The 22349-nt window shown below is 69.4% G+C and carries 17 protein-coding genes; 7 read left to right on the forward strand and 10 right to left on the reverse strand.

Features of this window, described 5'->3' with window-relative positions; translation table 11 throughout:
- Positions 1–17: 17 nt before the first annotated feature.
- Together NRB56_RS26325 and NRB56_RS26330 are read left to right on the forward strand one after the other, a co-directional pair.
- Positions 18–5957: a non-ribosomal peptide synthetase gene (locus NRB56_RS26325; RefSeq protein ID WP_319943555.1), complete on the forward strand. Its 5940-nt coding sequence runs from the start codon at positions 18–20 to the stop codon at positions 5955–5957.
- Between the two features lie 271 nt (positions 5958–6228).
- On the forward strand, positions 6229–6684 hold the full coding sequence (locus tag NRB56_RS26330; protein WP_153346830.1) for a hypothetical protein: 456 nt from the start codon (positions 6229–6231) through the stop codon (positions 6682–6684).
- 5 nt (positions 6685–6689) lie between these two features.
- Here NRB56_RS26330 and NRB56_RS26335 read toward each other — a convergent pair whose 3' ends face one another.
- Positions 6690–7805 carry a GDSL-type esterase/lipase family protein gene (locus NRB56_RS26335; protein ID WP_153346832.1) on the reverse strand — a complete coding sequence of 372 codons (1116 nt, stop codon included), beginning with the start codon at positions 7803–7805 and terminating at the stop codon, positions 6690–6692.
- A 107-nt stretch (positions 7806–7912) separates the two neighbouring features.
- Here NRB56_RS26335 and NRB56_RS26340 point away from each other — a divergent pair, with 107 nt between their 5' ends.
- The 3 genes from NRB56_RS26340 to NRB56_RS26350 all read left to right on the forward strand — a co-directional run bounded on the left by NRB56_RS26340 (position 7913) and on the right by NRB56_RS26350 (position 10055).
- Positions 7913–8401: a MarR family winged helix-turn-helix transcriptional regulator gene (locus NRB56_RS26340; RefSeq protein ID WP_227838380.1), complete on the forward strand. Its 489-nt coding sequence runs from the start codon at positions 7913–7915 to the stop codon at positions 8399–8401.
- Between the two features lie 161 nt (positions 8402–8562).
- Positions 8563–9162: a type IV toxin-antitoxin system AbiEi family antitoxin domain-containing protein gene (locus NRB56_RS26345; protein ID WP_227838381.1), complete on the forward strand. Its 600-nt coding sequence runs from the start codon at positions 8563–8565 to the stop codon at positions 9160–9162.
- A complete protein-coding gene (locus NRB56_RS26350) occupies positions 9159–10055 on the forward strand; it encodes a nucleotidyl transferase AbiEii/AbiGii toxin family protein (RefSeq protein WP_319943556.1) in 897 nt (298 codons plus the stop codon). Before NRB56_RS26345 ends, NRB56_RS26350 begins: the two co-directional genes overlap by 4 nt.
- A 73-nt stretch (positions 10056–10128) precedes the next feature.
- Here NRB56_RS26350 and atzF read toward each other — a convergent pair whose 3' ends face one another.
- The 5 genes from atzF to NRB56_RS26375 form a co-directional block, all read right to left on the reverse strand.
- On the reverse strand, positions 10129–11760 hold the full coding sequence (gene atzF / locus NRB56_RS26355) for an allophanate hydrolase (protein WP_153346834.1): 1632 nt from the start codon (positions 11758–11760) through the stop codon (positions 10129–10131).
- Between the two features lie 288 nt (positions 11761–12048).
- Entirely contained in the window at positions 12049–14022 is a 1974-nt protein-coding gene (locus NRB56_RS26360) for a 5-oxoprolinase/urea amidolyase family protein (RefSeq protein WP_406603539.1), read from the reverse strand.
- Positions 14023–14378: 356 nt separating this feature from the next.
- Positions 14379–15011 (reverse strand): urea amidolyase associated protein UAAP2, encoded by a 633-nt coding sequence (locus NRB56_RS26365; protein ID WP_319943557.1) that lies wholly within the window; start codon positions 15009–15011, stop codon positions 14379–14381.
- The gene (locus NRB56_RS26370) at positions 15008–15760 is read right to left on the reverse strand and encodes a DUF1989 domain-containing protein (RefSeq protein WP_319943558.1); all 753 of its coding nucleotides are present in this window, start codon (positions 15758–15760) and stop codon (positions 15008–15010) included. The genes NRB56_RS26365 and NRB56_RS26370 overlap by 4 nt, the downstream gene beginning before the upstream one ends.
- A 232-nt stretch (positions 15761–15992) precedes the next feature.
- Positions 15993–17534, reverse strand: coding sequence for an amino acid permease (locus tag NRB56_RS26375; RefSeq protein ID WP_153346839.1), 1542 nt, complete (start codon positions 17532–17534; stop codon positions 15993–15995).
- Between the two features lie 212 nt (positions 17535–17746).
- On the opposite strand from NRB56_RS26375, the gene NRB56_RS26380 reads away from it, so the two are divergent.
- Complete coding sequence (locus NRB56_RS26380; RefSeq protein ID WP_319943559.1) at positions 17747–18409, forward strand: TetR/AcrR family transcriptional regulator; 663 nt, start codon at positions 17747–17749, stop codon at positions 18407–18409.
- 328 nt (positions 18410–18737) lie between these two features.
- On the forward strand, positions 18738–20801 hold the full coding sequence (locus NRB56_RS26385) for an MFS transporter (RefSeq protein WP_153346843.1): 2064 nt from the start codon (positions 18738–18740) through the stop codon (positions 20799–20801).
- Between the two features lie 7 nt (positions 20802–20808).
- On the opposite strand, the gene NRB56_RS26390 is transcribed toward NRB56_RS26385, so the two are convergent.
- The 4 genes from NRB56_RS26390 to NRB56_RS26405 all read right to left on the reverse strand — a co-directional run bounded on the left by NRB56_RS26390 (position 20809) and on the right by NRB56_RS26405 (position 22349).
- Positions 20809–21219: an NUDIX hydrolase gene (locus tag NRB56_RS26390; protein WP_153346845.1), complete on the reverse strand. Its 411-nt coding sequence runs from the start codon at positions 21217–21219 to the stop codon at positions 20809–20811.
- A 16-nt stretch (positions 21220–21235) separates the two neighbouring features.
- Positions 21236–21769: a hypothetical protein gene (locus NRB56_RS26395; protein ID WP_194290999.1), complete on the reverse strand. Its 534-nt coding sequence runs from the start codon at positions 21767–21769 to the stop codon at positions 21236–21238.
- A gap of 83 nt (positions 21770–21852) precedes the next feature.
- Positions 21853–21996, reverse strand: coding sequence for a hypothetical protein (locus NRB56_RS26400; RefSeq protein ID WP_153346847.1), 144 nt, complete (start codon positions 21994–21996; stop codon positions 21853–21855).
- A complete protein-coding gene (locus NRB56_RS26405; RefSeq protein ID WP_319943560.1) occupies positions 21993–22349 on the reverse strand; it encodes an effector-associated constant component EACC1 in 357 nt (118 codons plus the stop codon). Before NRB56_RS26405 ends, NRB56_RS26400 begins: the two co-directional genes overlap by 4 nt.

Raw genomic sequence — 22349 nt, forward strand, 5'->3', positions numbered from 1 at the left:
TGGTGTTGCGGAGTCGGGTGTCCGGTGGGGAGTCGTTCGAGCAGTTGGTGGCGGCGACCAAGGATGGTGATCTGGCGGCGTTCGCGCATGCGGATATTCCGTTCGAGCGGTTGGTGGAGTTGGTGAACCCGGAGCGGTCCACCGCCCGCACACCGCTGTTCCAGGTCGCACTGTCCTTCGAGAACCTGCCGGAGAGCACCTTCGAACTGCCCGGATTGCGGGTCAGCGCCGTCGATTTCGATGTCGACACCGCCAAGTTCGATCTGTCGCTGACGATCCGGGAATCCGGTGATGCCGAGAACGGCATGTACGCCGAATTCTCTTATGCCCGTGATCTGTTCGACGAATCCACCGTCGAGGTGTTCGCGCAGCGGTTCACCCGCCTGCTCGAAGGCATCGTCGCCGAACCGGAGACGGCGGTCGGTGACCTGCCGCTGCTGTCCGACGACGAATACCGGCTGCTCACCGAGGTCCACGGCGACGACGTCATGGCCACCGGCCTGCTGCCGGACCTCATGACCGAGGGCCTCAAACTGGGCCGCGATCGACTCGCGGTGCGGTACAACGGTCGTTCGGTCACCTACGGTGAGCTCGATGACTTGTCGTCGCGGTTGGCGCGGGTGCTGATCGGGCGTGGTGTGGGTCCGGAGAAGCTGGTGGCGGTGTCGCTGCCACGCTCGTTCGAGATGGTGCTCGCGGTGCTGGCGATCACGAAAGCCGGTGGCGCGCACATCCCGGTCGACCCGGCTTATCCCGCGGATCGGGTGCGGCACATGCTCACCGACTCCGCGGCGGTCCTCGGGATCACCGCCGCCACCCATGTCGACGGGTTGCCGGCCGAGGTGGACTGGCTGGTCCTCGACGACCCGGCCACCGACATCGCCTGCGCGGCCATGTCTTCCGCGCCGATCACGGACGCGGACCGGTTGACGCCGTTGCGGATGAGCCATCCCGCGTATGTGATCTACACGTCGGGGTCGACCGGTAAACCCAAGGGTGTCACCGTCACCCACGCGGGCCTGGGTGGCCTGGCCGATGTCGCGACCGGGTTGTACGGGCTGGAACCGCATCACCGGTTCCTGCACATCTGCTCACCGAGTTTCGACCCGTCGGTGCTGGAATGGGTGTGCGCCTTCTACATCGGCGCCACCCTGGTCATCACACCACCGGAGATCATCGGCGGCAGCGATCTCGCGGAGCTGCTGCGGGCAGAACAGGTGACCCACACGATCATCACCCCGGCCGTGCTGGGCACCATGGACCCCGACGACCAGGCACAGTTGCTGGTCACCTCGGTCGGTGGTGATGTGACCACACCGGAGTTGCTGGCGAAGTGGCAGCCGGGCCGCAAGTACTTCAACGCGTACGGGCCGACGGAAACCACGATCATCTCCACCTACGCCCGCCTGTACCCCGGTGACCACATCACCGTCGGCACCCCGGTACACGGCATGTCCGCACTGGTGCTGGACAACCGGCTCAACCCGGTCCCGCCGGGTGTCGCGGGCGAGCTGTATCTCGCCGGTGGTGCGGTGGCGCGGGGCTACCATCAGCGGTTCGGGCTGACCGCGGAGCGGTTCGTGGCCAACCCGTACAGCCTCGACGGTGCGCGGATGTATCGCACCGGTGACGTGGTGCGCTGGTATCCGAAGCCGGATCATCACACCACCGCCACGACCACCGACGCGGTCGCGCGGTCGTGGGAGCTGGATTATGTGGGGCGCAGCGATTTCCAGGTGAAGATCCGCGGGTTCCGGATCGAACTCGGCGAGATCGACGCCGTCCTGTCCCGGCATCCCGACGTGGACTTCGCGTTCACCATGGGCCGCGACACCACCGCCGGCGCCACGATCCTCGCCTCCTACGTGACACCGGTCGCCGGGCACACCCTCGACATCACCGAGCTCACCGACCACGTCGCGGCGATCCTGCCGCCGCACATGGTGCCCGCCGCGATCACCGTCCTCGACCAGATCCCCCTGACCCCCGTCGGCAAACTCGACCGCCGCGCCCTGCCCGAACCGGTGATCGCCGCCCGCGAATACCGGGCCCCGGCCACCGAGATCGAGACCATCCTCGCCCAGGTCTTCGCCGAGGTCCTCGGCACCGACCAGATCGGGTTGGACGACTCCTTCTTCGCCCTCGGCGGCGACTCCATCCTGTCCATCCAACTGGTCTCCCGCGCCAAAGCCCGCGGCATCGTCTTCACCCCCCGCGACGTCTTCGAACGACGCAGCATCGCCGCACTCGCCGACATCGCCACACGCGGCGGGGAATCGACACAGCGGACACTCGCGGAACTGCCCGGCGGCGGCGTCGGCGACATCCCGTTGACGCCGATCCTGGCGTCGATCCTCGCCGAAGGGTCGTCGTACCAGAGGTTCTCGCAGACGATGGCGCTGCGGGTGCCCGAGGGCATCGACCGGCCGACGCTGGTCGGCACGCTCGCGGCCGTGATCGACCATCACGACGCGCTGCGAGCGCGGTTGCGCGGCAACACGTCCGACGGGTGGGTATTCGAAACGCTCGAGCCGGGGGCGGTCGACGTCGACGCGCTCGTGCACCGGGTGGAACTGCCCGGTGACATCGATGAGGCCGAACTGACGCGGCGGGCCGGTGCCGAATACGACGCCGCGCTCGGGCGGCTGGATCCCGCGAATGCGGTGATGCTGCAATTCGTCTGGTTCGCCTTCGACGGTGAGCGACGCGACGTGCTGCTGGTCGTCGGACACCACTTCGCGATCGACGGCGTGTCCTGGCGCATCCTGATCCCGGACTTCGCGATCGCCTGGTCGCAGCTGTCCGCCGGTCAGCCGGTGAGCCTGCAACCGACCGGCACCTCGCTGCGCCGCTGGGCCCACGCCCTGGTCGACGCCGCGGCCGAACCGGCACGGGTCGCGGAACTGCCATTCTGGCAGCAGGTTTCGCAGACCCCGGATCCCGTGCTGGGTTCGCGGGCCTTCGATCCGGCCGTCGACACGTTCGCCACCCTCGACCGGATACAGGTGACCCTGCCCGCATCGGTGACCGACGCGGTCCTGACCGCGATCCCCGGCCTCTACCGCGGTGGTGTCAACGACGGCCTGCTGTCCGCGCTGGCGCTGGCGGTGAGCCGCTGGCGCGGCGAAACCGCCGGTGGCGCAACGCTGGTCAAACTCGAGGGCCACGGCCGCGAGGAGGAGGTCGTCCCCGGGGCGGACCTGTCCCGGACCGTCGGCTGGTTCACCAGCGCCTACCCGGTGCGCCTGGACCTCGCCGGCGCCGACCTCCGCGACGCGTTCGCGGGCGGAAAAGCGCTCGGCGACATCGTGAAATCGGTGAAGGAGCAACTGCTCGCCGTGCCCGACAAGGGACTCGGCTACGGCATGCTGCGCCACCTCAACCCGGAGACCGCGGATCGGGTCGGCGGGGCCGGTCAGATCAGCTTCAACTACCTGGGCCGGGTCTCCACCGGCGCGGGTGCGGCGGCGGACGCGGACGAGATGTCCGCGCAGCTCGCCGAACTGGGCTGGGCGCCGGTGGCCGACCTGGGGCAGCTGGACGCCGACATGGATCCGGACATGCCCGCCAACGCGACGCTCGACATCAACGCGATCGTCACCGACGGGCCGGACGGCCCGGAACTCGGTGCCTCGTTCGCCTTCCCGACCGGTCTGCTGACCCGGGAACGCGTGCAGGAGTTCGCCGATGCCTGGGTCGACGCGCTGACCGCCCTGGCGCGGCACGCGCAGCGGCCCGACGCGGGCGGCCGCACCCCGTCGGATCTGCCGCTGCTGCAGGTCACACAGTCGGATATCGACGAGTGGGAGCGGGCCTACCCGACGCTGACGGATGTGTGGCCGCTGTCGCCGCTGCAATCCGGCCTGCTGTTCCACGCCCAGCTGACCCAGTCGACCGTCGACGTCTACACCATGCAGGCGGTCGTCGATCTCGGTGGCACGCTGGACGTGGCCCGGCTGCGGGTGGCGGCGCAGAGCCTGCTGGACCGCTACCCGAACCTGCGCACCGCCTTCGTCACCGATGCGGACGGGCGGCCCGCACAGGTGGTGCTGGACCGGCTGGAAGCGCCCTGGTACGAGGTGGATCTCACGAATCTGCCGGAGGCACAACGGCTTCCGGCGCTGCAACGGCAAGTCGCGGCCGACCGGGAGCGGCACTTCGACCTGGCCGTCGCCCCGCAGCTGCGATTCACGCTGTACCGCAGCGGATCCGAGCAGTGGCATCTGGCCATCACCACCCACCACATCCTGCTCGACGGCTGGTCGATGCCGCTGCTGATGCGGGACATGCTCGTGCTGTACGCGGTGCACGGTGATCGGTCCGCGCTGCCGCGGGTGGCCTCCTACCGGAACTTCCTGAGCTGGCTCGCCGGCCGGGACCGGCAGGAATCGTTGCGGGCGTGGTCGAATGCGCTCGCCGGCGTGGACGAGCCGACCATCCTGGCGCCGACGGCCCGCACCGCCGAGCACTACGAGACCGGCAAGGTGTCGGTCGAGCTCGACGTGGACCGCACCCGCCGGCTCGCCAAGCACGCCGCGGAACTCGGTGTCACGGTGAACACGCTGGTGCAGGCCGCGTGGGGCGTGCTGATCGGCCGCCTCACCGGCCGCGACAACGTGGTGTTCGGCGCCACCGTCTCCGGTCGCCCGGCCGAGCTGCCCGGGGTGGAATCCATGGTGGGCCTGTTCATCAACACGCTGCCGGTGCGGGTGCGGGTGGACGACCGGCTGTCGGTCGCCGATCTGCTGCAACGACTGCAGCACGAGCAGGCCGACCTGCTCGACCACCACCATGTCGGTCTCACCGAGATCCAGCGGATCGCCGGTGCCGGAGCGCAATTCGACACCCTGCTGGTGTTCGAGTCGTATCCGATGGACAAGGACGCGATCGCCGCGGCCAGCGCCATCGACGGCATGTCGGTCACCGGTGTGGGCGTCAACGACGGCACCCACTACCCGCTGACGCTGCTGGTCACCGCCGACAACAGCATCGAGCTGACCTGGAAGTACCTGACCAGCCGATTCACCGCCGAGGAGGTGCGGACCCTGGCGGCCCGGATGATCCGGGTGCTGGAGGCGCTGCTCGCGGATCCGGCGACCCCGGTCGGTGCCATCGACATCCTCGACCACGCCGAACGGGCCCGGATCCTGGCCGATTCCGGGGTGACCGGCGCCGAGACCGCGCCGGAACCGGTGCGGGTCGGCGCGCGCACGGTGGCGAAGGCCCTCGCGGCCGTCGTCGAGGAGGATCCGCAGGCGCCGGCGCTGCTGGCGCCCGGCGAGGGTGGTGGCGCCGAGATCGCTTACAGCACGGTCGATTCCCGGTCCTCACAGCTGGCCCGGGTGCTGATCAGTCGCGGCGTCGGCCCCGGCGACATCGTCGCCGTCGCACTGCCGCGCTCGCTGGACGCGACGGTCGCGCTGTGGGCCGTGCAGAAGGCCGGTGCGGCGGCCCTGTTCGCCAACGGGCTGACGTTCGGCGAGATCATCGCCGCGGGAGCCGGATTCGGCATCACCCAGGAGCCGGCCGCGAGCTCGGTGCGCTGGCTGGTACCGAGCGATCCGAAGATGCAGACGGAACTGGCTGCGACACCGGCACATCCGGTGTCCTACGCCGATCGGGTTCGCCCGCTGCACGAGGAACATCCGGCCTTCGTGGTGCGCGAGGCCACCGGCTCCTGGCTCACCCTGAACCAGGAGGAGGCGCTCGATCGCGCCGACGCGCTGCGCGCGGAGCACGGCATCGACTACGAATCGACCACGTACACCACGGAATCCGCGGGACCGGCCGCCGTGGCCGAATTCCTGGCGGTCGCCACCGCGGGTGCGCTGTCGGTGCTGCCGGACGGCGAGGTCGCGGACGATCTGGCCGAGGGAGAGGTCACCCACTGGTTCGTCGTGGCCGGTGAACCGACCGCCGCCGCCGGTGCGGACGTCCGGGTCATCGTCGCCGAATAGCCCGCAGACAGGGCCGAGGGCCGGTGCGGATCACCTGATCCGCACCGGCCCTCGGCCTTTCACCTGCTGATCCGGGCCCGCGGTGTCCCGAATTCGATAGCGGTAGGCTATCGCTCGCGGGCGCGTCCTGTTACTACTCGATTCGAGTGGTACGTGTCACCGAGGGGAACGGGTAGCGCGGTACTGCCGACTTCCGGTGCGGTCGCGGGGATGCTCGAAGGCGTCACAGCAGGTCGATGGGGCCTCGATCGGGGCCCTCGAGTAGGAAGTGATGGACCAGATTCTGTATTGGGACGCCGTGGCGCTGGAGTCGGAACGCCTGGCGGGCAACCACATCGAAGGCGGGTCCGGTGCCTCGCGGGCGCTGGCGATCGCCCGGGTGGCGATGCACGACGCTCATGTGAGCGCTGTGCGGGCCACCCATGCCACCTATCTGACCGGGGTGCCCTCCGCGCCGGTCGGCGCCTCCCCGGAGGCGGCCGTCGCGGTCGCCGCGCACACCACGCTGACCGCGCTCTATCCGGGCCAGATCCCGCGGCTCGACGCGGCGTTGCAGGGCACGGGCCTGCGCGGCCGCGGCGTCGCGGCGGGCACCGCGCACGGGCTCACCGTCGCGCAGGAACTGCTCACCCGGGTCGACGACCCCGGCCTGAGCGCCTGGCTGTGCCGGTCGTTCGCCGTCGACGTGGCCGGCTGGATCGATGCCCGGGCGGCCTCGATGCGCTGAGAAACTCAACGCGCCAACGGGATTCGCATGGCCTCCGCCATCGCCCGGGCGCCCTCGTCGTTGAGGTGCAGGCCGTCGCCGTAGTCCAGATCGGACCGGATGAAGTCGGGCCGCGCCGGATCGGCCACCGCGGTGGCGATATCGAAGACGGCGTCGAAAACATCGGTGCCCCTCAGCCATTCGTTGACCTCACGCCGGATCGGCAGCGCGGCCTCGACCTCGACACCGGGGTAGATCACCCCCGCGAACGGCCCGATGGTGTCGGCGTACACCCGAAGTCCCGCCTGGTGGGCGCGCCGGGCCAGTTCGCGGTATCCGGCGATCAGTTCCGCGGCCGGCGCGGCGCCGTTCAGGGCGAGATCGTTGACGCCGAGATTCAGCACCACATCGGTGACGCCGGGCGTCGCGAGCACATCGCGGTCGAACCGGCCCAGCCCGCGCTCGCCGACCTCGTCGGTCAGCAGCCGATTTCCGGCGATGCCCTGGTTGACGATCCAGCCTCGGGTCAGCCGCTCGCCGAGCGCGTCCACCGAACGGCGGTTGGCCCCGGTGGTGGTGCCGGAACCCTCGAACCACGAGTCGCCGAAGGCCACGACCACCGGCGTGCCCGCCTCGGCCAGCACGTCGACACCCGTGACATAGAACCGTGATTCGATCACCTCCGCCCCCGGCAGGTCCGGGTCCGCGGTGCGGTCACCGGCGGTCACATAACCGAATTCCATCGGCTTGTGGCTGGAGGTCGCGAGCTCGGTGGCCTCGGGCAGATACAGGCTCAGGGCCAGATCGTCGCCCGCCGACGTGGCGAGATCCACCGCGTCGCTGACGATCTCGGCTCCGGGCGCCAGGGTGAGGCGCTCGGCCCCGGCGAATCGCAGCACGGTGCCGGTCTCGGCGGCGATCTCGGCCCCGGACTTGCGCAGCGCGATCCGGGCGGCGCCGATCACCAGCGGCGTGCGGCCGTATCGATTGCTGAGGTGCACGCGCAGCCGCGTGCCACCACCGGCGAGGTGCAGCACCTGCCGCACCGTCTGATCATCGAATCCGCGCGGGACGGTCAGCTGTATCGCTTCGTACGGGCTGATCACCGCGGACCGGAATCCGGCGAGCCAGGTGGATGTCATGACAGCCTCCAGATAGTTGATGCGAGGAATATCCGCACAGCAAAGATAGAAGTCAGATATTCCTCGTGTCAACTATCCCGCTCGCAATGATCAGCTAGGCTGGGGACATGAGTGCTGAGGACATGGGCGTCGCGGACCTGTTCGACGACCCTCGGCTCACCGAGATCGGCCTGTTGTTCGAGGCCACGAACGGAATCCGGAACAAACTCGAACCGGTCTGGACCTCCCACGGGCTGTCGGTGTCGGACTTCACGGTGCTGATGCGGCTGAGCCGATCGCGGCGCTACCGGCTGCGCATGACCGATCTGGCCGCCCAGGGCCGGATGTCGACCAGCGGCGCCACTCGCCTGGTCGACCGGCTCGAACGCAACGGATTGGCCCGCCGCGAACCCGATCCGCTCGACCGCCGCAGTTTCTACGCGGTCCTCACCGCCGCCGGCGCGGCCCGGATCGCAGCGGTGCTGCCGGAGTATCTCGCGGTGCTCGACGAATGGTTCATCGGCGTGCTGAGCGACGAGCAGCGCGCCGCCATGAGCTGCGCGCTGCGCGTCCTACGGGACGCGACCTTCCCGGACGCGGCGCGGGTGTCGGACTGACGACAGAGCGAGCTTCGAGTGGTGAAATCCGCACTGCGGCAGGAGTCGTGCGTGGCAGGCTCCGGGAATGCATAAGTACAAAGAAAACTTTAGTTGTATGCTGCTGATCATGCAGAAACTAAAACTTAGTTTCAGATCTCCGACGACGATGGGCCGAGAGCGTGCCCAGCGACCGTAGGGAGATCAGAGGTGCCCTCTGGCGCACCGCCGCTGGGCAGCGTGGCTACTTCACAGCGGCTCAGGCGCTCGAGGCCGGATACTCGTATCAGGCCCAGCGGTACCACGCGCAGCACGGCAACTGGGCGGTCGTGGACCGGGCGATCTACCGCTTCCGCGAGTTCGATCTGCTACCTGGAACCCAGGACGATGACCTGGTTCGGTGGTATCTGTGGAGTAAAGGGCGCGCGATCCTTTCTCACACCACGGCCTTGTCGGTCCATGAGCTGGGCACAGCCAACCCCTCGCGCATCCATCTCACTGTCCCTCCCGGTTTTCGTCGGAAGCACGATGCAGTGGTCCTTCACCGGGCTGAACTCGTTCAGGAAGAGATCGAGCAGCGGGACGGCTACCGCGTGACCACGCCGATCCGGGCCATCATCGAGTGCGCGGCCGCGCAGGTGGATCAGGACATAGTGGACTCTGCCGTCGCCGAGGCCTTGGAGCGTGGGCTGGCCACCCGGCGACGCCTCCTGCATACGGCCCAGCGGTCGGGTGCGCGAGCAGAACTCGGTATCGAGCGGGCGCTCCGGGCGGCGTCGTGACCGATCGCTATCGTGACGCGACTGCGCTCCGCAGGGCTCTCGAGGTCCGGCTGAAACAGCAGGCAGCCGACACCGCTACAGATTTGGCCAGGAGGCGTCGCCTCGTCGTTTTCGATCGGGTCGCGGCCCGTCTCTCCGCCGATCGGGCAACCGGCTGGGTCCTCAAAGGTGGGGCGGTGATGGAGTTCCGCCTGCGTGACAGGGCGCGTATGACCAAAGATATGGACTTCGCGGCCTGTCCGGACGGCGAACCGCTACTCGACGGCCCCGCGGTACGGGAACGCCTCATCGACGGACTCGCTGTGGACGAGGACGGGGACGGATTTCTCTTTCAGGTGTCGCCGCCGTTCGATCTGAACGCTGACACCGCAGGCCGGGGTGGTTGGCGCTATTCGGTCGAGGCGCGCCTGGCGGGTAGGACCTTTGCGACCATACGCATTGACGTCGTCGCACGTGGAGAGGAAATCGTCCTCACCGAGCGGCTTCCGCTGCCCAACACCCTGGGTTTCGCCGGAACTCCGCCCCGTGACATCGAGGCCGTGGACCGCCGCCAGCACTTCGCCGAAAAGCTGCACGCCTTCACTCGGGATTACGGTGACCGACCGAACACCAGAGTCAAGGACCTGGTGGATCTGGTCTTGCTCATCGAAAGCGGCTTGCTACCAGACACATTCGTAGTCGATGCCGTACGGCATGTCTTCGCGGTACGGGCGACACACGAGGTCCCCGACCGGCTGCCCGAGCCACCGCCGAGCTGGATCCACACCTACCCCGAAACGGCTGGCGGCCTCACCGAAACTCCCGCCCGACTCGACGCCGCGTTCGACCTGGTGCGCGGATTCTGGTGCACCGCAAGCGGTAACGGTGAAATCGAACAGAAGCAGAATGGCTGAGATGGCATGCCCACGAATCGTCTGCCGTCTGTCGTCTGACGGCATCGGGGCCGGTCCGGCCGGTCGCCGGCGGTCAGCCGATTGCCCCGGCGGCCCGTGCGGCCTTCCAGCCGCCGTATTCGCTGATGTCCTTGGCTACGGCGGCGGCCGCTCCGTCGCAGGTGAAGCCGGTGTGCCAGGTACCGTCGGCGAGTTCGACGGCACCGAGTTGCATGGGGGCGGGTAGTGCGGCGAGGAATCGGCCGAGGGCCGCGGGGGACAGCAACCAGCGTTCTCCGGCCACCGCGACGCCGATCTCGCCGTCCGGTACCCGGGTGACCGCCGGTTTGGGTGGGACGGTGTCGAGCGCGCCGAGGCGGTAGCGAGGTGCGGTCTGTACCGAACCGGCCCAGCGAGCGCCGAGTTCGGTGAGCTGACGTTCCAGCGGCTGGCCGCGCAGGTGGGCGCCGAAGACGACCAGTTCCTGTACGGCCGCCACGTCCAGCGGCCATGCTCGTTCGATCGGATCCTCGAGTTCGTTGCCGCCGTTCGGGATTCGTGCCGCGACGTCCAGGGCCACCGCATCGGCGAAGGCTCGGGCGAAGACGGTGACGCCGAACTGTGCCTCGCCCGCCGTTCCGGCCGGTACCGCGACCGCGCACAGGTCGAACAGATTGCAGAAGTTGGTGTAGGTGCCGACGCGGGAATTCGCGCCGACCGGGTCGGCGGCCACCTCGGCGATCGTCGGCTGGCTGGGGGCGGTCGGGGTGAGCAGCACATCGGCGTCCGCCAGTGCGGCCATCGCCGCGGCTCGCAATCGCTCCAATTCGGCCAGGTCCGATACCAGGCGGTGCGCGGGCAGGTCGCGGGCGCCCTGGATGATCGCCCGGACCGTGGGGTCCACGGCCTCCGGGTGTGCGTCGACGAATGTGCCTACCGCAGAATATCTTTCGGCGACCAGCGCGCCGCCGTAGAGCAGCCGCGCGGCGGCCAGGAACGGTTCCGGGTCGACGGTCACGACACGTGCGCCCTGTTCCCGCAGTGCCGACACCACCGCCTCGAACGCGCGGAGGTTCGGCTCATCGAGTTCCGGCAGCGAGTCGAACACGGCCACAACGGGTTCCGGTGGCGCGGCGAGCGGTGTATCCGCGGGCCAGGGCCGGCCGGTGGCACCGGTGGCCAACGCCGACATGGCGCGGTTGGCGGTGGACAGATCGCGGGCGAAGATCGTCACGCAGTCGTAGGACCGGCAGGCGGGCACCACTCCTGCGGCCGACACCACCCCGACGGTCGGCTTGATGCCGACGATGCCCTGGAAGGCGGCGGGGACCCGGCCCGAACCCGCGGTGTCGGTCCCGATCGCGATATCCGCCGCAGCGGACGCCACGGCGACGGCCGAGCCGGAACTCGAACCGCCGGAGACGTATTCGGGGCGGCGCACATCGGGCACCGGACCGTACGGCGAGCGCGTCCCGACCAGGCCCGTGGCGAACTGGTCCAGGTTGGTCTTACCGGTCACCACGGCACCCGCCGCCCGCAGCGCCGCCACCGCTGCGGCGTCCCGCTCCGGCGTATAAGCGAATTCGGGACATCCTGCGGTGGTGGGGATTCCGGCGACATCGACGTTATCCTTTACCGCCAGCCGCAATCCGGCCAGCGGCCCGGTCGCCGCCGCGCTCTCGGCGTCGACCTCGGCCTCGGGCCGCCGATGGATCCATATGCTCATCGTCTGCTCTCCTCGTCGGTCGATCGTCGCTGGTTCGTGCCGCCGCGGTCTGCCGCAGCCGCGCGAATTGCCCCATAAAGTATTTGCCTGCAACGACTGCCGGCATCGCGGTCCGGCACCGTGATCGGCCGGAAAGTGTCGCCCTCGGGGCGGCTCCCGATGTCGTACATTGCGATTCGCCGATTCCGCTCGGGCCGTACCGAGTTCGATGCGATGCGATGCGGTCCCCGGCGACGGGCGCGGAATGCCGCGAAAACGTTGCGCCCGAGACCGGATTTCGCGCCGCGATCAGGCATCGCGGTCCGCCAGTTCTCCGGCGGCTCGCCACGAATCCAGTTCGGTGCGGAAGGCTTCCGATTGGCGGGTGCGGAAATTCGTGATCGAGTCGGCGTTGTCGGTGAGGAATCGGCGGTAGTCGGCGAGGCGGAACTCGCCGTCGGTGGTGCGGAGGTCGCACTTGCCGGCCGCGAAATCGGCGCGCAGGTCCAGCAATTCGGCCGCCGAGACCGGATACCAGCGGATGCGGTCGAAATACCGCAGCAGCCACGGGTCTTCACCCGTGCCGGAGGAACGGTGGTTCCAGACCTGGGTGGTGCGGCCGACGAACTGGTAGCCGCCCGGACCCTCCATGCCGTAGATGCAGAGGTAGGCGCCGCCGATACCGACCGCGTTCTCGGGAGTCCAGGTTCGGGCCGGGTTGTACTTGGTGGTGACCAGCCGGTGCCGGGGGTCGGTGGGGGTGGCGACCGGCGCGCCCAGGTATACGTCGCCGAGGCCGAGCACCAGGTATTCGGCGTCGAAGACGGTGTCGTACACGTCCTGTACCGAGGCGAGACCGTTTGCCCGGCGGATGAATTCGATGTTCCAGGGGCACCAGGGCGCGTCCGCGCGCACGCCGTGCATGTATCGGGTGATCGCCTCGCGGGTGGCCGGGTCGTCCCAGGACAGCGGCAGATGTACGGTCCGGCTCGGCACCACCAGTTCGTCGGTGCCTGGGAGGAGCGCTTGCGTTTCGGCGAGCAGGTCCAGCAGTCTGCCGGTCGGTAAGCGGTCGGGATCGGTGCGTATCTGTAGCGACCGGATCCCCGGGGTGAGTTCGGTAATGTCCGGGTCGGCCTGTCGCAGCAACTGTTCGTGCAATGCCTGCACGCGGGCCCGCAACTCCAGATCCAGTGTCATATCGCCGTATTCGACGAGGACGCCGTCGTTGCCGGCCCGGCGGTAGGTCACCGCGGTGCCGTCGGGGGTCTCGGCGCGGGCCAGCACGCCGTCGTCGCCGTCGCCGCCGGCGGACAGCACGATCGGCCAGCCCGCACGGCGTTCCGGTCCCAGCGCCCGCAGCGAGGCGGCGCGCTCGGCGCGGACCGGCACGAAACGCACCCGGTCGCCGGGGGTGAGCTGACCCAGCTTCCAGCGTTCCGCCGCGACGACCGTCACGGGGCAGACGAATCCGCCCAGGCTCGGCCCGTCCGGACCCAGCAGGATCGGTGTGTCGCCGGTGAAGTCGAGTGCGCCGACGGTGTACGCGGTGTCGTGGATGTTCGACGGATGCATTCCCGCCTCGCCGCCGTCGGTGCGCGCCCACTGCGGCTTCGGGCCGATCAGCCGCACGCCGGTGCGATCGGAATTGAAGTGCACCTCGTAGTCGGTGCCCAGGATGGTGTCGAAGTCGTTGCGGGTGAAGAACTCCGGTGCGCCGTGCGGGCCCTCGGTGACCGCCAGCTCCCAGCGCCGGGTGAACACCGGCTGATCGTCCGAGGGCACTCCTGCGGCGCCCTCGCCCGGGGCGCCGATCGCCAGCTCGTCACCGGCGGCCAGCGCGCGACCGGTACCACCGCCGAACTTGCCGAGCGTGAAAGTCGAAGCGCTGCCGAGATATTCGGGTACCGCGAGACCACCGGCGAACAGCACGTAACAGCGCATGCCGGGCCCGCGCACGGACCCGACATCCAGCACGCCGCCCGCCGGGATCTCGACGGTCCGCCACTGCGGCACCGGCAGCCCGTTCACGGTGACCGGCACCGGCGCGCCGGTCACGCACACCCGGGTCGCACGATCGAAGCGCAGCGCCGGTCCGCCGAGCGTGCACTCCAGACCCGCTGCGCCCTCGGCATTTCCGAGCGCCCGGTTGCCGAGCCGGAACGACAGGTCGTCCATCGGCCCAGACGGCGGCACCCCGACGTGCCACAGCCCGACCCGCCCGGGCCAGTCCTGCACGGTCGTGAGCATCCCGGGCCGCACCACCTCGCACAGGCCGGCGATTCCGTTGTCCGGCAACGGGTCCGCCGAGCGCCGGCTCGCAGACTCGGTGACGCCCGCGCCGGTGCCCACCGCTGCGGCGAGGGTCTGCGCGGCCGGGCCCGCTTTCACGTCCGCCGGCGCCCCCTGCGCGCCCGCGCGGCTGTCGACGTCGGCGGTCGTTTCGACGGCCGTGGGTCCTGCCGGGGCGGTGGCACCGAAACCGTTGTCCGGCAGTGGTTGCGGCGACGGTGTGCCGATGTCCGGCACGGGGGCCTGAGGAAGTTCGAGTGGGGTGGCGGCCGGGCGGTGGTTGGGGCCGGTAGTGTGGCGGCGGGAGTGCAGGAGCCGTCCGGCGGCGCCGAGTGCGGTGCTATCGGTCATGGTGTCGGGCCTCCTCGCGTGACCACCATGCGGACCGGTGTCGGGTCGAAACCGTTGCAGGGGTTGTTGATCTGCGGGCAGTTGGAGACCAGGACGAGGGTGTCGATCTCGGCCTGGAGGGTGACCTTCTTGCCGGGGGCCGACAGGCCGTCGACGATGCCCAGGGTGCCGTCGGCCTCGACCGGAACGTTCATGAACCAGTTGATGTTCGACACCAGATCGCGTTTGCCCAGGCCCCATCGCAGGGCGGCGGTGAGGAAGTTCTCCACGCAGGCGTGCTGGTGACGGGTGTGGTGCCCGTAGCGGAGGGTGTTCGACTCCTGCGAGCAGGCGCCGGCGACGGTGTCGTGGTTGCCGACCTCGTCGGCGACGACGGTCATCAGCGGGATGCCGGTGTCGGTGAGCAGGACGCTGCCGGTGGTGAGGAAGATGTTGCGCTGCGCGGCGATCGTGGCCTGCGCGCTGTAGCGGTCGGTGTGGTCGGCGGCGGAGTACAGCAGGCAGTCGACGGCCTGATTGCCGTGCAGATCGATGATCTCCAGGTGCTGACCGGCGCGGATCACCGCCGACCAGGGGGCGCGGGCGGGGACGATCTCGTCGCTCACGACGGTGCGGGTCACGGTGGTCACGCGAGTACCTCCAGGGTGCGGGCGGCGTTCCAGGCCTGTTCGGTGTTCTCCACGGCCCGCCGGTATTCCGGGTCGGTGTTGTGGACGCGGGTGAGCTCGTCCGGGGCGGACCAGGCGACGACGTCGAGATCCGTTGCGGGCGTGGGGTCCAGGGGATGTTCGGCGTTGGCGACCAGCAGGGTCACGGGCAGGTGCACGAGCAGGTCCACCGCCGCGCCCGCGCCCGCGCCACCGGTGGCGACCAGTCCGCCGTCCGGCTCCACCCGGACACCGCGAAAGAACGACACCGTCGGGCCGATATCCCGGGGCTCCAGGCCATGTTTCGCGCCCGCGAGCCGCAGTGCCTGCCGGGCGGCCGGGCTCGGTCCGCACAGGGCGTCGTGGTGGGCCGAGCTGTCGGCGATCACGGTGGCCAGTACCCGGCCCTGGTCCGACAGCAGTGGATGTCCGGCGGTGAGGTAGGCCTGCCACGGCACCTTCACCGTGTCGGCGACATTCAGTCGCTCCCAGGGGGATTCGGCGCGCAGCAGCAACAGGTGCGCGCAGGCCGTGCCGCCGGGATCGCCGAGCCGGACGCGCGTGCCGCGGCCCAGTACGACGGTGGTGTAACCGCCGGCCGGCACGCGCTGCGCGAAGGTGATCGCGGCGGGGTCGGCATCCGTGGGCAGGTCCGGGACGCTGCCGGTCGCGGCGGCGGCCTGGGCGCGGGCATGGGCGCGGGCGCCGGTGGTGTCTGCGGTCGCTGTCACGGGTGACTCCGTTCGTGCGGGCGGCGGTACGCGGTGGCGATTTCCTGTCACTTGACAGTTTTCCCGATCGGGCGGTTCCGATGGTGACGCCGATGTATCCATCGCGCCGATTCGTGTTACGACTGCGTTGCGGATATTCCTGTCGTGTGACAGGAATTATCGCGACCGGCCCGGAAACGCGACAACGGGTGGTGGCCCCGGCAGTGGCCACCACCCGTGGTGCGGATGCGGGTCAGGCGAGCTGTGGTGCGGGGGAGGGAGTTTCGATCCCGGAGCTGCGGTTGCCGAGGACTCGGTGCACGGCCGCGCCGACCAGCAGGGTCAGGGCGACGAACAACGGTGCGGCCCAGAGCATCCACCAGCTGCCGCCGCTCGGGTCGTACACCTCGCCGCGCGGCCAGGCCAGATTCACCGCCATCGCGATGCCCCACAGCACCGCCAGCGCGTTGATCGGGATCCCGAACCGGCCCAGGCCGAACAGCTTCCCCTCGGACCCGTCGGTGGCGACCTCGTCGGCGGGCCAGCCCTTCACCCGGCGCACCAGCAGCGGCACCGTCACGAAAACGTAAGCGAGATAGAGCATCACGATGGTGACGCTGCCCAGCACGGTGAACACCGCGGCGTTGCCGAGATTCAGCAGCAGCAGCGCGATGGACAGCACGCCGATCACCACCGACGGCCACACCGGGGTGCCGAACCGCGGATGCACGTGACCGAGCTGCTTCGCGAACGGCAGCCGGCCGTCACGGGCCATCGAGAACATCAGCCGGGAGCCGGCGGTCTGGATCGCCAACGTGCACACCGTGATCGCGATCGCGACGCAGCACAGCACCACCTTGCCGACAGGGGTGGCGAGCTTGGCCTCGATCACATACGCGAGCCCTTCGGTCGCCAGGTGCCCGTCGTCCAGGCTCGGCGCGGCGAGCAGGGCGGCCAGCAGCATCAGGCCGCCGCCGATCCCGGAGGCGGCCAGGGCGGTGAGGATGGTCCGGGGCGCGACCCGGCGCGGATCCTTGGTCTCCTCGGAAAGCTCACCGGCGGAATCGAATCCGACCATCACGTAGGCGGCCATCAGGCCCGACACCAGGAACGCGGCCCAATACGGCCCGGCCGCGGCGCCTTCGGTGTGCAGGACCACACCGGGCCCGCGATCGGCGTGCGTGAAGAACAGCGCGATCACCGCGATCACGCCGACGATCTCGACGGTGACGCCGATCGAGTTGATCCGCGACATCCAGTCGATGCCGAGGACATTGATCAGCGTGGTCATCACCAGAAGGAGGCTGCCCAGGATCACCGCGTTGGTCGCGCCGGAGGTGGTCGCCAGCGCGGTGTCGCCGCCGACCAGCTGGAATCCGGACCAGATCGAGGGCAGCACCACCTGCAGCGCGATCGCGGCCGCGGCGGCGGTGACGATCTGCGCGACGATCATCTGCCAGCCCGCGAACCAGCCGACCACCTCGCCGGCCAGTCGCCGCGACCACTGATAGATACAGCCCGAGATCGGGTAGCGCGCGGCCAGTTCGGCGAAGTTCAACGCCACCAGGAACTGTCCGGCGAACACGATCGGCCAGGTCCAGAAGAAGGCCGCGCCGCCGAAGCTGTAGCCGAAACCGAAGAACTGGAAGATCGTCGTCAGGATCGAGACGAAGGAGAAACCGGCCGCGAAGGAGGCGTAGCGTCCGAGCTTGCGATGCAGGACCGGCTGATAGCCGAATGTCTGCAGGTCGGCATCGTCGGTGCGGTGAGCGGGCGGGGTGAGGGTCGTGGCCATGGCGGGATTCCTTCGGCTGCGGCCAATATCTGTCGACTGAAAGTTTTCCAACCCGGATCGCGGTTCCGGTGACGCCGATGTATCCGTCTCGAGACTCTCCGTAACTTCTGCGTTACCGGAGTTTCTGTCGGATGACAGAAATCTCTCACCGCTGGTCGGCCGGGCGGTCGGGCGTGGCGGTGGCGCCGCCGCTACGGGTAAGAATGAGAAGCGTGACGCACCTCGGACCCGGCCGCCCGCGCCTCGAGCCCCGCCGCAGGCAGGGGCAGACGCCGCGCGCGGAGATTCTCGATGCCGCGGCCGAACTGTTCACCACCAACGGCTACGCCAGCACCTCCACCCGCGGCATCGCCGACGCGGTGGGTATTCGGCAGGCGTCGCTCTACCATCACTTCGCCGCGAAGGACGACATCCTCGACGCGCTGCTGGGCGAAACGGTCGGCGCGGCACTGGAACTGGGCGGGCAGCTGAGCGACCGGCCGGAACCGGCCCTGGTCCGGCTGTACGCGCTGGCCCTGTTCGACGCTCGCCAGCTGTGCACCTCCCGCTGGAATCTCGGTGCGCTGTACCTCCTTCCGGAACTGCGTTCCCCGCGGTTCGAGCAGTTCCGGCTGCGCCGCGACGAACTGCGCGGGCACTACGAGCGTCTCGCCGCGCAGGCGCAGGCCGGGACCGACGCGGTGCCCGGCGCGTACGTCCTGCCGTTCCGGTTGGTGGAGACGGTCATCAACATCCGCTCCGACGACGGCAGCGCCCCCGAATACGCGGAACATCTGATTCCCCGGGCGGTGCTGCACCTCCTCGGATATCGCGGCGATCCGGACGAGATCGCCACCGCCGCCGCGGAGCTGCTGGATGTGCTCGGACGGTCCTGAGCGGGTCCGGGCAATCCTGGGTTGCGGCGCGTCGCATCGTCGGCGATGCGGGTAGCTCCGCCGCATGCCCGGTGAGACGAGTGTGTGCCTCGGTCTCTCGGCCACGGCGATCGCGAATGCCGCCTTTCAGGCTATCGGCAATTGATCGGCTATCGAATTCTCGAGGTGTCCGATCGGGTCGGATCGCAGTGACGAGGATGGTACGAAGCCGAATCATGCGGTCGGGCAGTGACCTTATATCGCCCGCCGAGTGGTATGTCGCAAAATTCGGGCAAACGTGCCGTTAGACTCACCCGAAACCCGCCAACTCCAGTCGACGGAGCAATCAATGACGAACGTGGAGCTCGAACCGGCCCGTACGGCCCGTGGGCGCTCGCTCGCCCTCAGCGCGCTCGCGCTCGCGTTGGCGCTCGTGGTCCTCGACGGCACCCTCGTGGGCGCCGCCCTGCCGGTGATCATCGGCAAGCTCCATCTGAATTTCGCCCAGGCGCAATGGGTCAACGGTGTCTACGCGATCGTGTTCGCGGCGCTGCTGATCACCGGTGAGCGACTCGGCCACCGGTACGGCCGGCGCACCATCATCGCCGCCGGGCTGGTGCTGCTGATGCTCGGCAGCGTGCTCGCCGCCGTCGCGCACGCGCCGTCCACGCTGATCTGGGGCCGGATCGTGCAGGGGGTCGCGGCCGCCGCGATCCTGCCCGGCGTGTACTCGATCGCGAACGCGCGCTATCGCCGGCGGCGGGCCGGTGCGGGGGCGTTGCTCGTCGCGGTCGCGGTGGCGGGACCGCTGCTCGGCGGCTGGCTGTCCACCTCGTTCGGCTGGACCTGGGTCTTCCTGGTGAACGTGCCGGTCGGGCTGATCGCGCTGGTGCTGCTGATCCTGTGGGTGCCGGACATCACCGGCCGCGACGAGGCCCTCGACCTGGACGTGGACGGATTCCTGCTCGGCGGCGCGGGATTCGGCCTGGTGATGTTCGGGCTGATCCAGGGCCCGACGTTCGGCTGGTGGCGGCCGTTGCGCGATTTCCCGATTCTCGGCCTCACCTGGTCGACCCGGGCGACGATGTCGCCGACGCCGGTGCTGCTGGTGGTCGGCCTGTTGCTCTGCCTGCTGTTCGTGCTGTGGGAGCGGCACCGGTTGCGGGCGCGGCGACCGGCGCTGGTCGACCCGAACCTGTTGCGGCTGCCGGGTTTCCGGTGGGGCGCGCTGGTGACACTGCTGATCGCGATCACCAATTTCGGCCTGCTGTTCGTCTTGCCGCTGTATCTGGTGAACGTGCTGAACATGACGACACTGCGCGCGGGCGCGGTGCTCTCGGCCGCCGCGCTCGGCGCGTTGGTCGCCGCCCGGTGGTCCGACGCGGTTGCCCGGTGGTGCGGCGCGGTGCGTACCGTGCGGCTCGGGCTCACCATCGACGTGATCGCGGTCGCGGTGCTCGGCCTGGTGCTGAGCACGCGGTTGTCCGGGTGGTGGGTTGCTGTGCTGCTGCTCTGCTACGGCTTCGGGCTCGGACTCGTCGGAGCGCGACTGCCCCGGATCGTGTTGTCCAAGGTGCCGCCGGGCCAGGGCGGTCCGGCCGGTGCGACCCAGTCGACGGCATTGCAGATCGGCGCCGCGCTCGGCACCGCGGTCCTGGGCGGGGCGCTGTCGATCGCGTTGTCCAAGGATCTGTCCCACCGTCTCGACCTGATCCACATGCCGCGCGTGACCGGCACCCGGCTCGCCGAGGCGACCCGGGACTCCGCCGGCATCGCCATCCCCGACCTGCGGCGGCACGGCGGCGCCGACGCGATCGTGTCGGCTCTGTCGCACGCCTTCACCGACGCCACCCGCACCAGCCTGCTCACCGGGGCGATCGTGCTGCTGATCGGCCTGCTCGCGGCGGCCCGGATCCCGGCGCCCACCTGGGAGTTCCGGCCGGTTCGCCGGGGTCTCGCGGCGGCCGGGCAGGTCGTCGCCGGGGGCGCGGCGGCGAAATCGCCGGCGGAGACATCCGAGGGCGAGGGGACCACCGAGGCCGACGTGGTGGCGGTGACGGAGACCGAGATCGCAGCCTCGGAAACAGCGACGGCCGATACCGCGACGGCGACGGTGATCGAGGAGACGGCGTCGCCGGAAGCGGCTACGGCAGTGCCGGGTTTGACGGAAACCGTTGCGGCAGAGACAGTTACGTCGGACAATGGGACGACGGAGGACGCGGTCGCCGAGTCGTCGGAGGATGCCGACGAGTCCGCGGTGGACACGGTCCAGACGGTGGGACGCCATGCCGCCGCCGAACCGGTGGAGACCGATTCCGGCGACATCGAATCGGCGAGCGAAGCGCCGAGCGGTGCCTCGGAGACCGCACCCGAATCCGAGCGCGAGGCGAAGGATTCCGGCGCCGAATCCTGACCGGCGGCTACCAGTCGATCAGATCGAGTTCGTGCAGTCGCCGGAACACCAGCATCGACCCCGGCGCCACCTCGGACATCGCGGCGTATTCCCCGACGGTGAAATAACGCAGTTCCGCGATCTCGCCGGTCGCGTGCGGCTCACCGGTCAGATCGGCCGTGAAGCAGGTCATGTGCAGGCCGGTTCCCGGCGCGTGCCCGTACGCCTCGCATTCGAACACCCCCAGCTCGGCGGCCGTCGTGACCTCGACGCCCAACTCCTCCCGCACCTCCCGATGCAGGGCCTGCACGGCGGATTCCCCCGGATCGAGTTTCCCGCCGGCCATGTAGAACACGCCCTTGCCTGCCGATCGCGCCTGCAACAGGCGCCGATCCCGGATGTGCGCGAGCGCGGCGGTGCGAATCATCGGGACTGCCATGGCCTTTCGATGTCGTTCAGCGAGTGGACGGCGGAGCGAGTTTCCAATGTTGTTGCAGCGCACGGGCGATCTCCGGAAGGATGGTGACCGGAATTCGCTTGTAGCGCAACATTCTCCGGATCTCCAGCACCTGCTCCCGCTTGCGTTGTTCGTACGGATTCGAAATCGGCCGCACCACCGGCGGTATGGTCAGCAACACCAGTTCACCGTGCCGCTCGTCACCGCCGCTGAGATCCAGCGCCAGCGACCAGCGGTCCCGCTCGTCCATCGCGAAGCGGCCCGCCACCACGCGGTCCCAGTCGATGCTGGATTCCGCCCACGGCGTCCGCCGATAGATGGCCCGCTCGGTGAGCACGATGACATCCCGCCCGAACAGCACGACCAGCAGCGCGATCCCCCCGGCGGCCCCGGCCCCCAGCCCGGTGAACACCCGGTTCAGCCCGAACACGACCACGATCACCGCGCACACACCCACGGCCACCAGCACACCCAGACAGCTGTAGAGCAGCGCCCGCCACCCGGGCACCACCCCCGCACGCACCATCCTCATCACGTCCTCCTGCGTACCGGGTGATCACGCTACTCGGTCGGGTGGACACCGTCCCGGCGAGGTGTTACGGCCGGGTGTCCCCGCTACCAGGGCGGGGACCGAAAGGCCCGCCCGGCCGACACACCGGCCTCGACATCCCATTCCGCGTCGCCGATGACGGCGATCACCGTCTCCGCGCGAATCCCGGCGTCGGCGGCGATCACCGCGTCGATGGCCCGCGGATTCATTTCGCGAGCAGATCCCGCAGTTGATCGACGATCTCGTCGACCTGGGTGTCGGTGGGGCGTTCGATGGTGACCTCCCGGTCGCCGTTGCGCACCGTCACCGAGGTCGCCCGGTTCCGGTTCAGGAACTGTTCGACGATGCCGCGGATCACCAGTGCCGCCGCACTCAGCGCGCCGCCCGATACCGCCAATTGCCCGATGGCCAGGGCGATTCCGGATTTGGTGCCGGGCACCACGGGCGAGGTGGCGGACGTGACGGCCACCCCCGGAATCTCCCGCAGATCCCGCGCCAGCTCCTCCGCCAGCCGGTTCAGACGTTCGTCGTCGCGCCCGTCCGCCGCGAGAATGAACAACAC

Source organism: Nocardia aurantia (assembly GCF_009604425.1).
Lineage (GTDB): Bacteria > Actinomycetota > Actinomycetes > Mycobacteriales > Mycobacteriaceae > Nocardia > Nocardia aurantia.

Excerpts from the sequence above, each read along its gene's own strand:
- NRB56_RS26330 (WP_153346830.1), top strand. The coding sequence starts at position 6,229 with ATGGACCAGATTCTGTATTGGGACGCCGTGGCGCTGGAGTCGGAACGC.
- NRB56_RS26335 (WP_153346832.1), bottom strand. The coding sequence starts at position 7,805 with ATGACATCCACCTGGCTCGCCGGATTCCGGTCCGCGGTGATCAGCCCG.
- NRB56_RS26340 (WP_227838380.1), top strand. The coding sequence starts at position 7,913 with ATGAGTGCTGAGGACATGGGCGTCGCGGACCTGTTCGACGACCCTCGG.
- atzF (WP_153346834.1), bottom strand. The coding sequence starts at position 11,760 with ATGAGCATATGGATCCATCGGCGGCCCGAGGCCGAGGTCGACGCCGAG.
- NRB56_RS26375 (WP_153346839.1), bottom strand. The coding sequence starts at position 17,534 with ATGGCCACGACCCTCACCCCGCCCGCTCACCGCACCGACGATGCCGAC.
- NRB56_RS26385 (WP_153346843.1), top strand. The coding sequence starts at position 18,738 with ATGACGAACGTGGAGCTCGAACCGGCCCGTACGGCCCGTGGGCGCTCG.
- NRB56_RS26390 (WP_153346845.1), bottom strand. The coding sequence starts at position 21,219 with ATGGCAGTCCCGATGATTCGCACCGCCGCGCTCGCGCACATCCGGGAT.
- NRB56_RS26395 (WP_194290999.1), bottom strand. The coding sequence starts at position 21,769 with ATGAGGATGGTGCGTGCGGGGGTGGTGCCCGGGTGGCGGGCGCTGCTC.
- NRB56_RS26400 (WP_153346847.1), bottom strand. The coding sequence starts at position 21,996 with ATGAATCCGCGGGCCATCGACGCGGTGATCGCCGCCGACGCCGGGATT.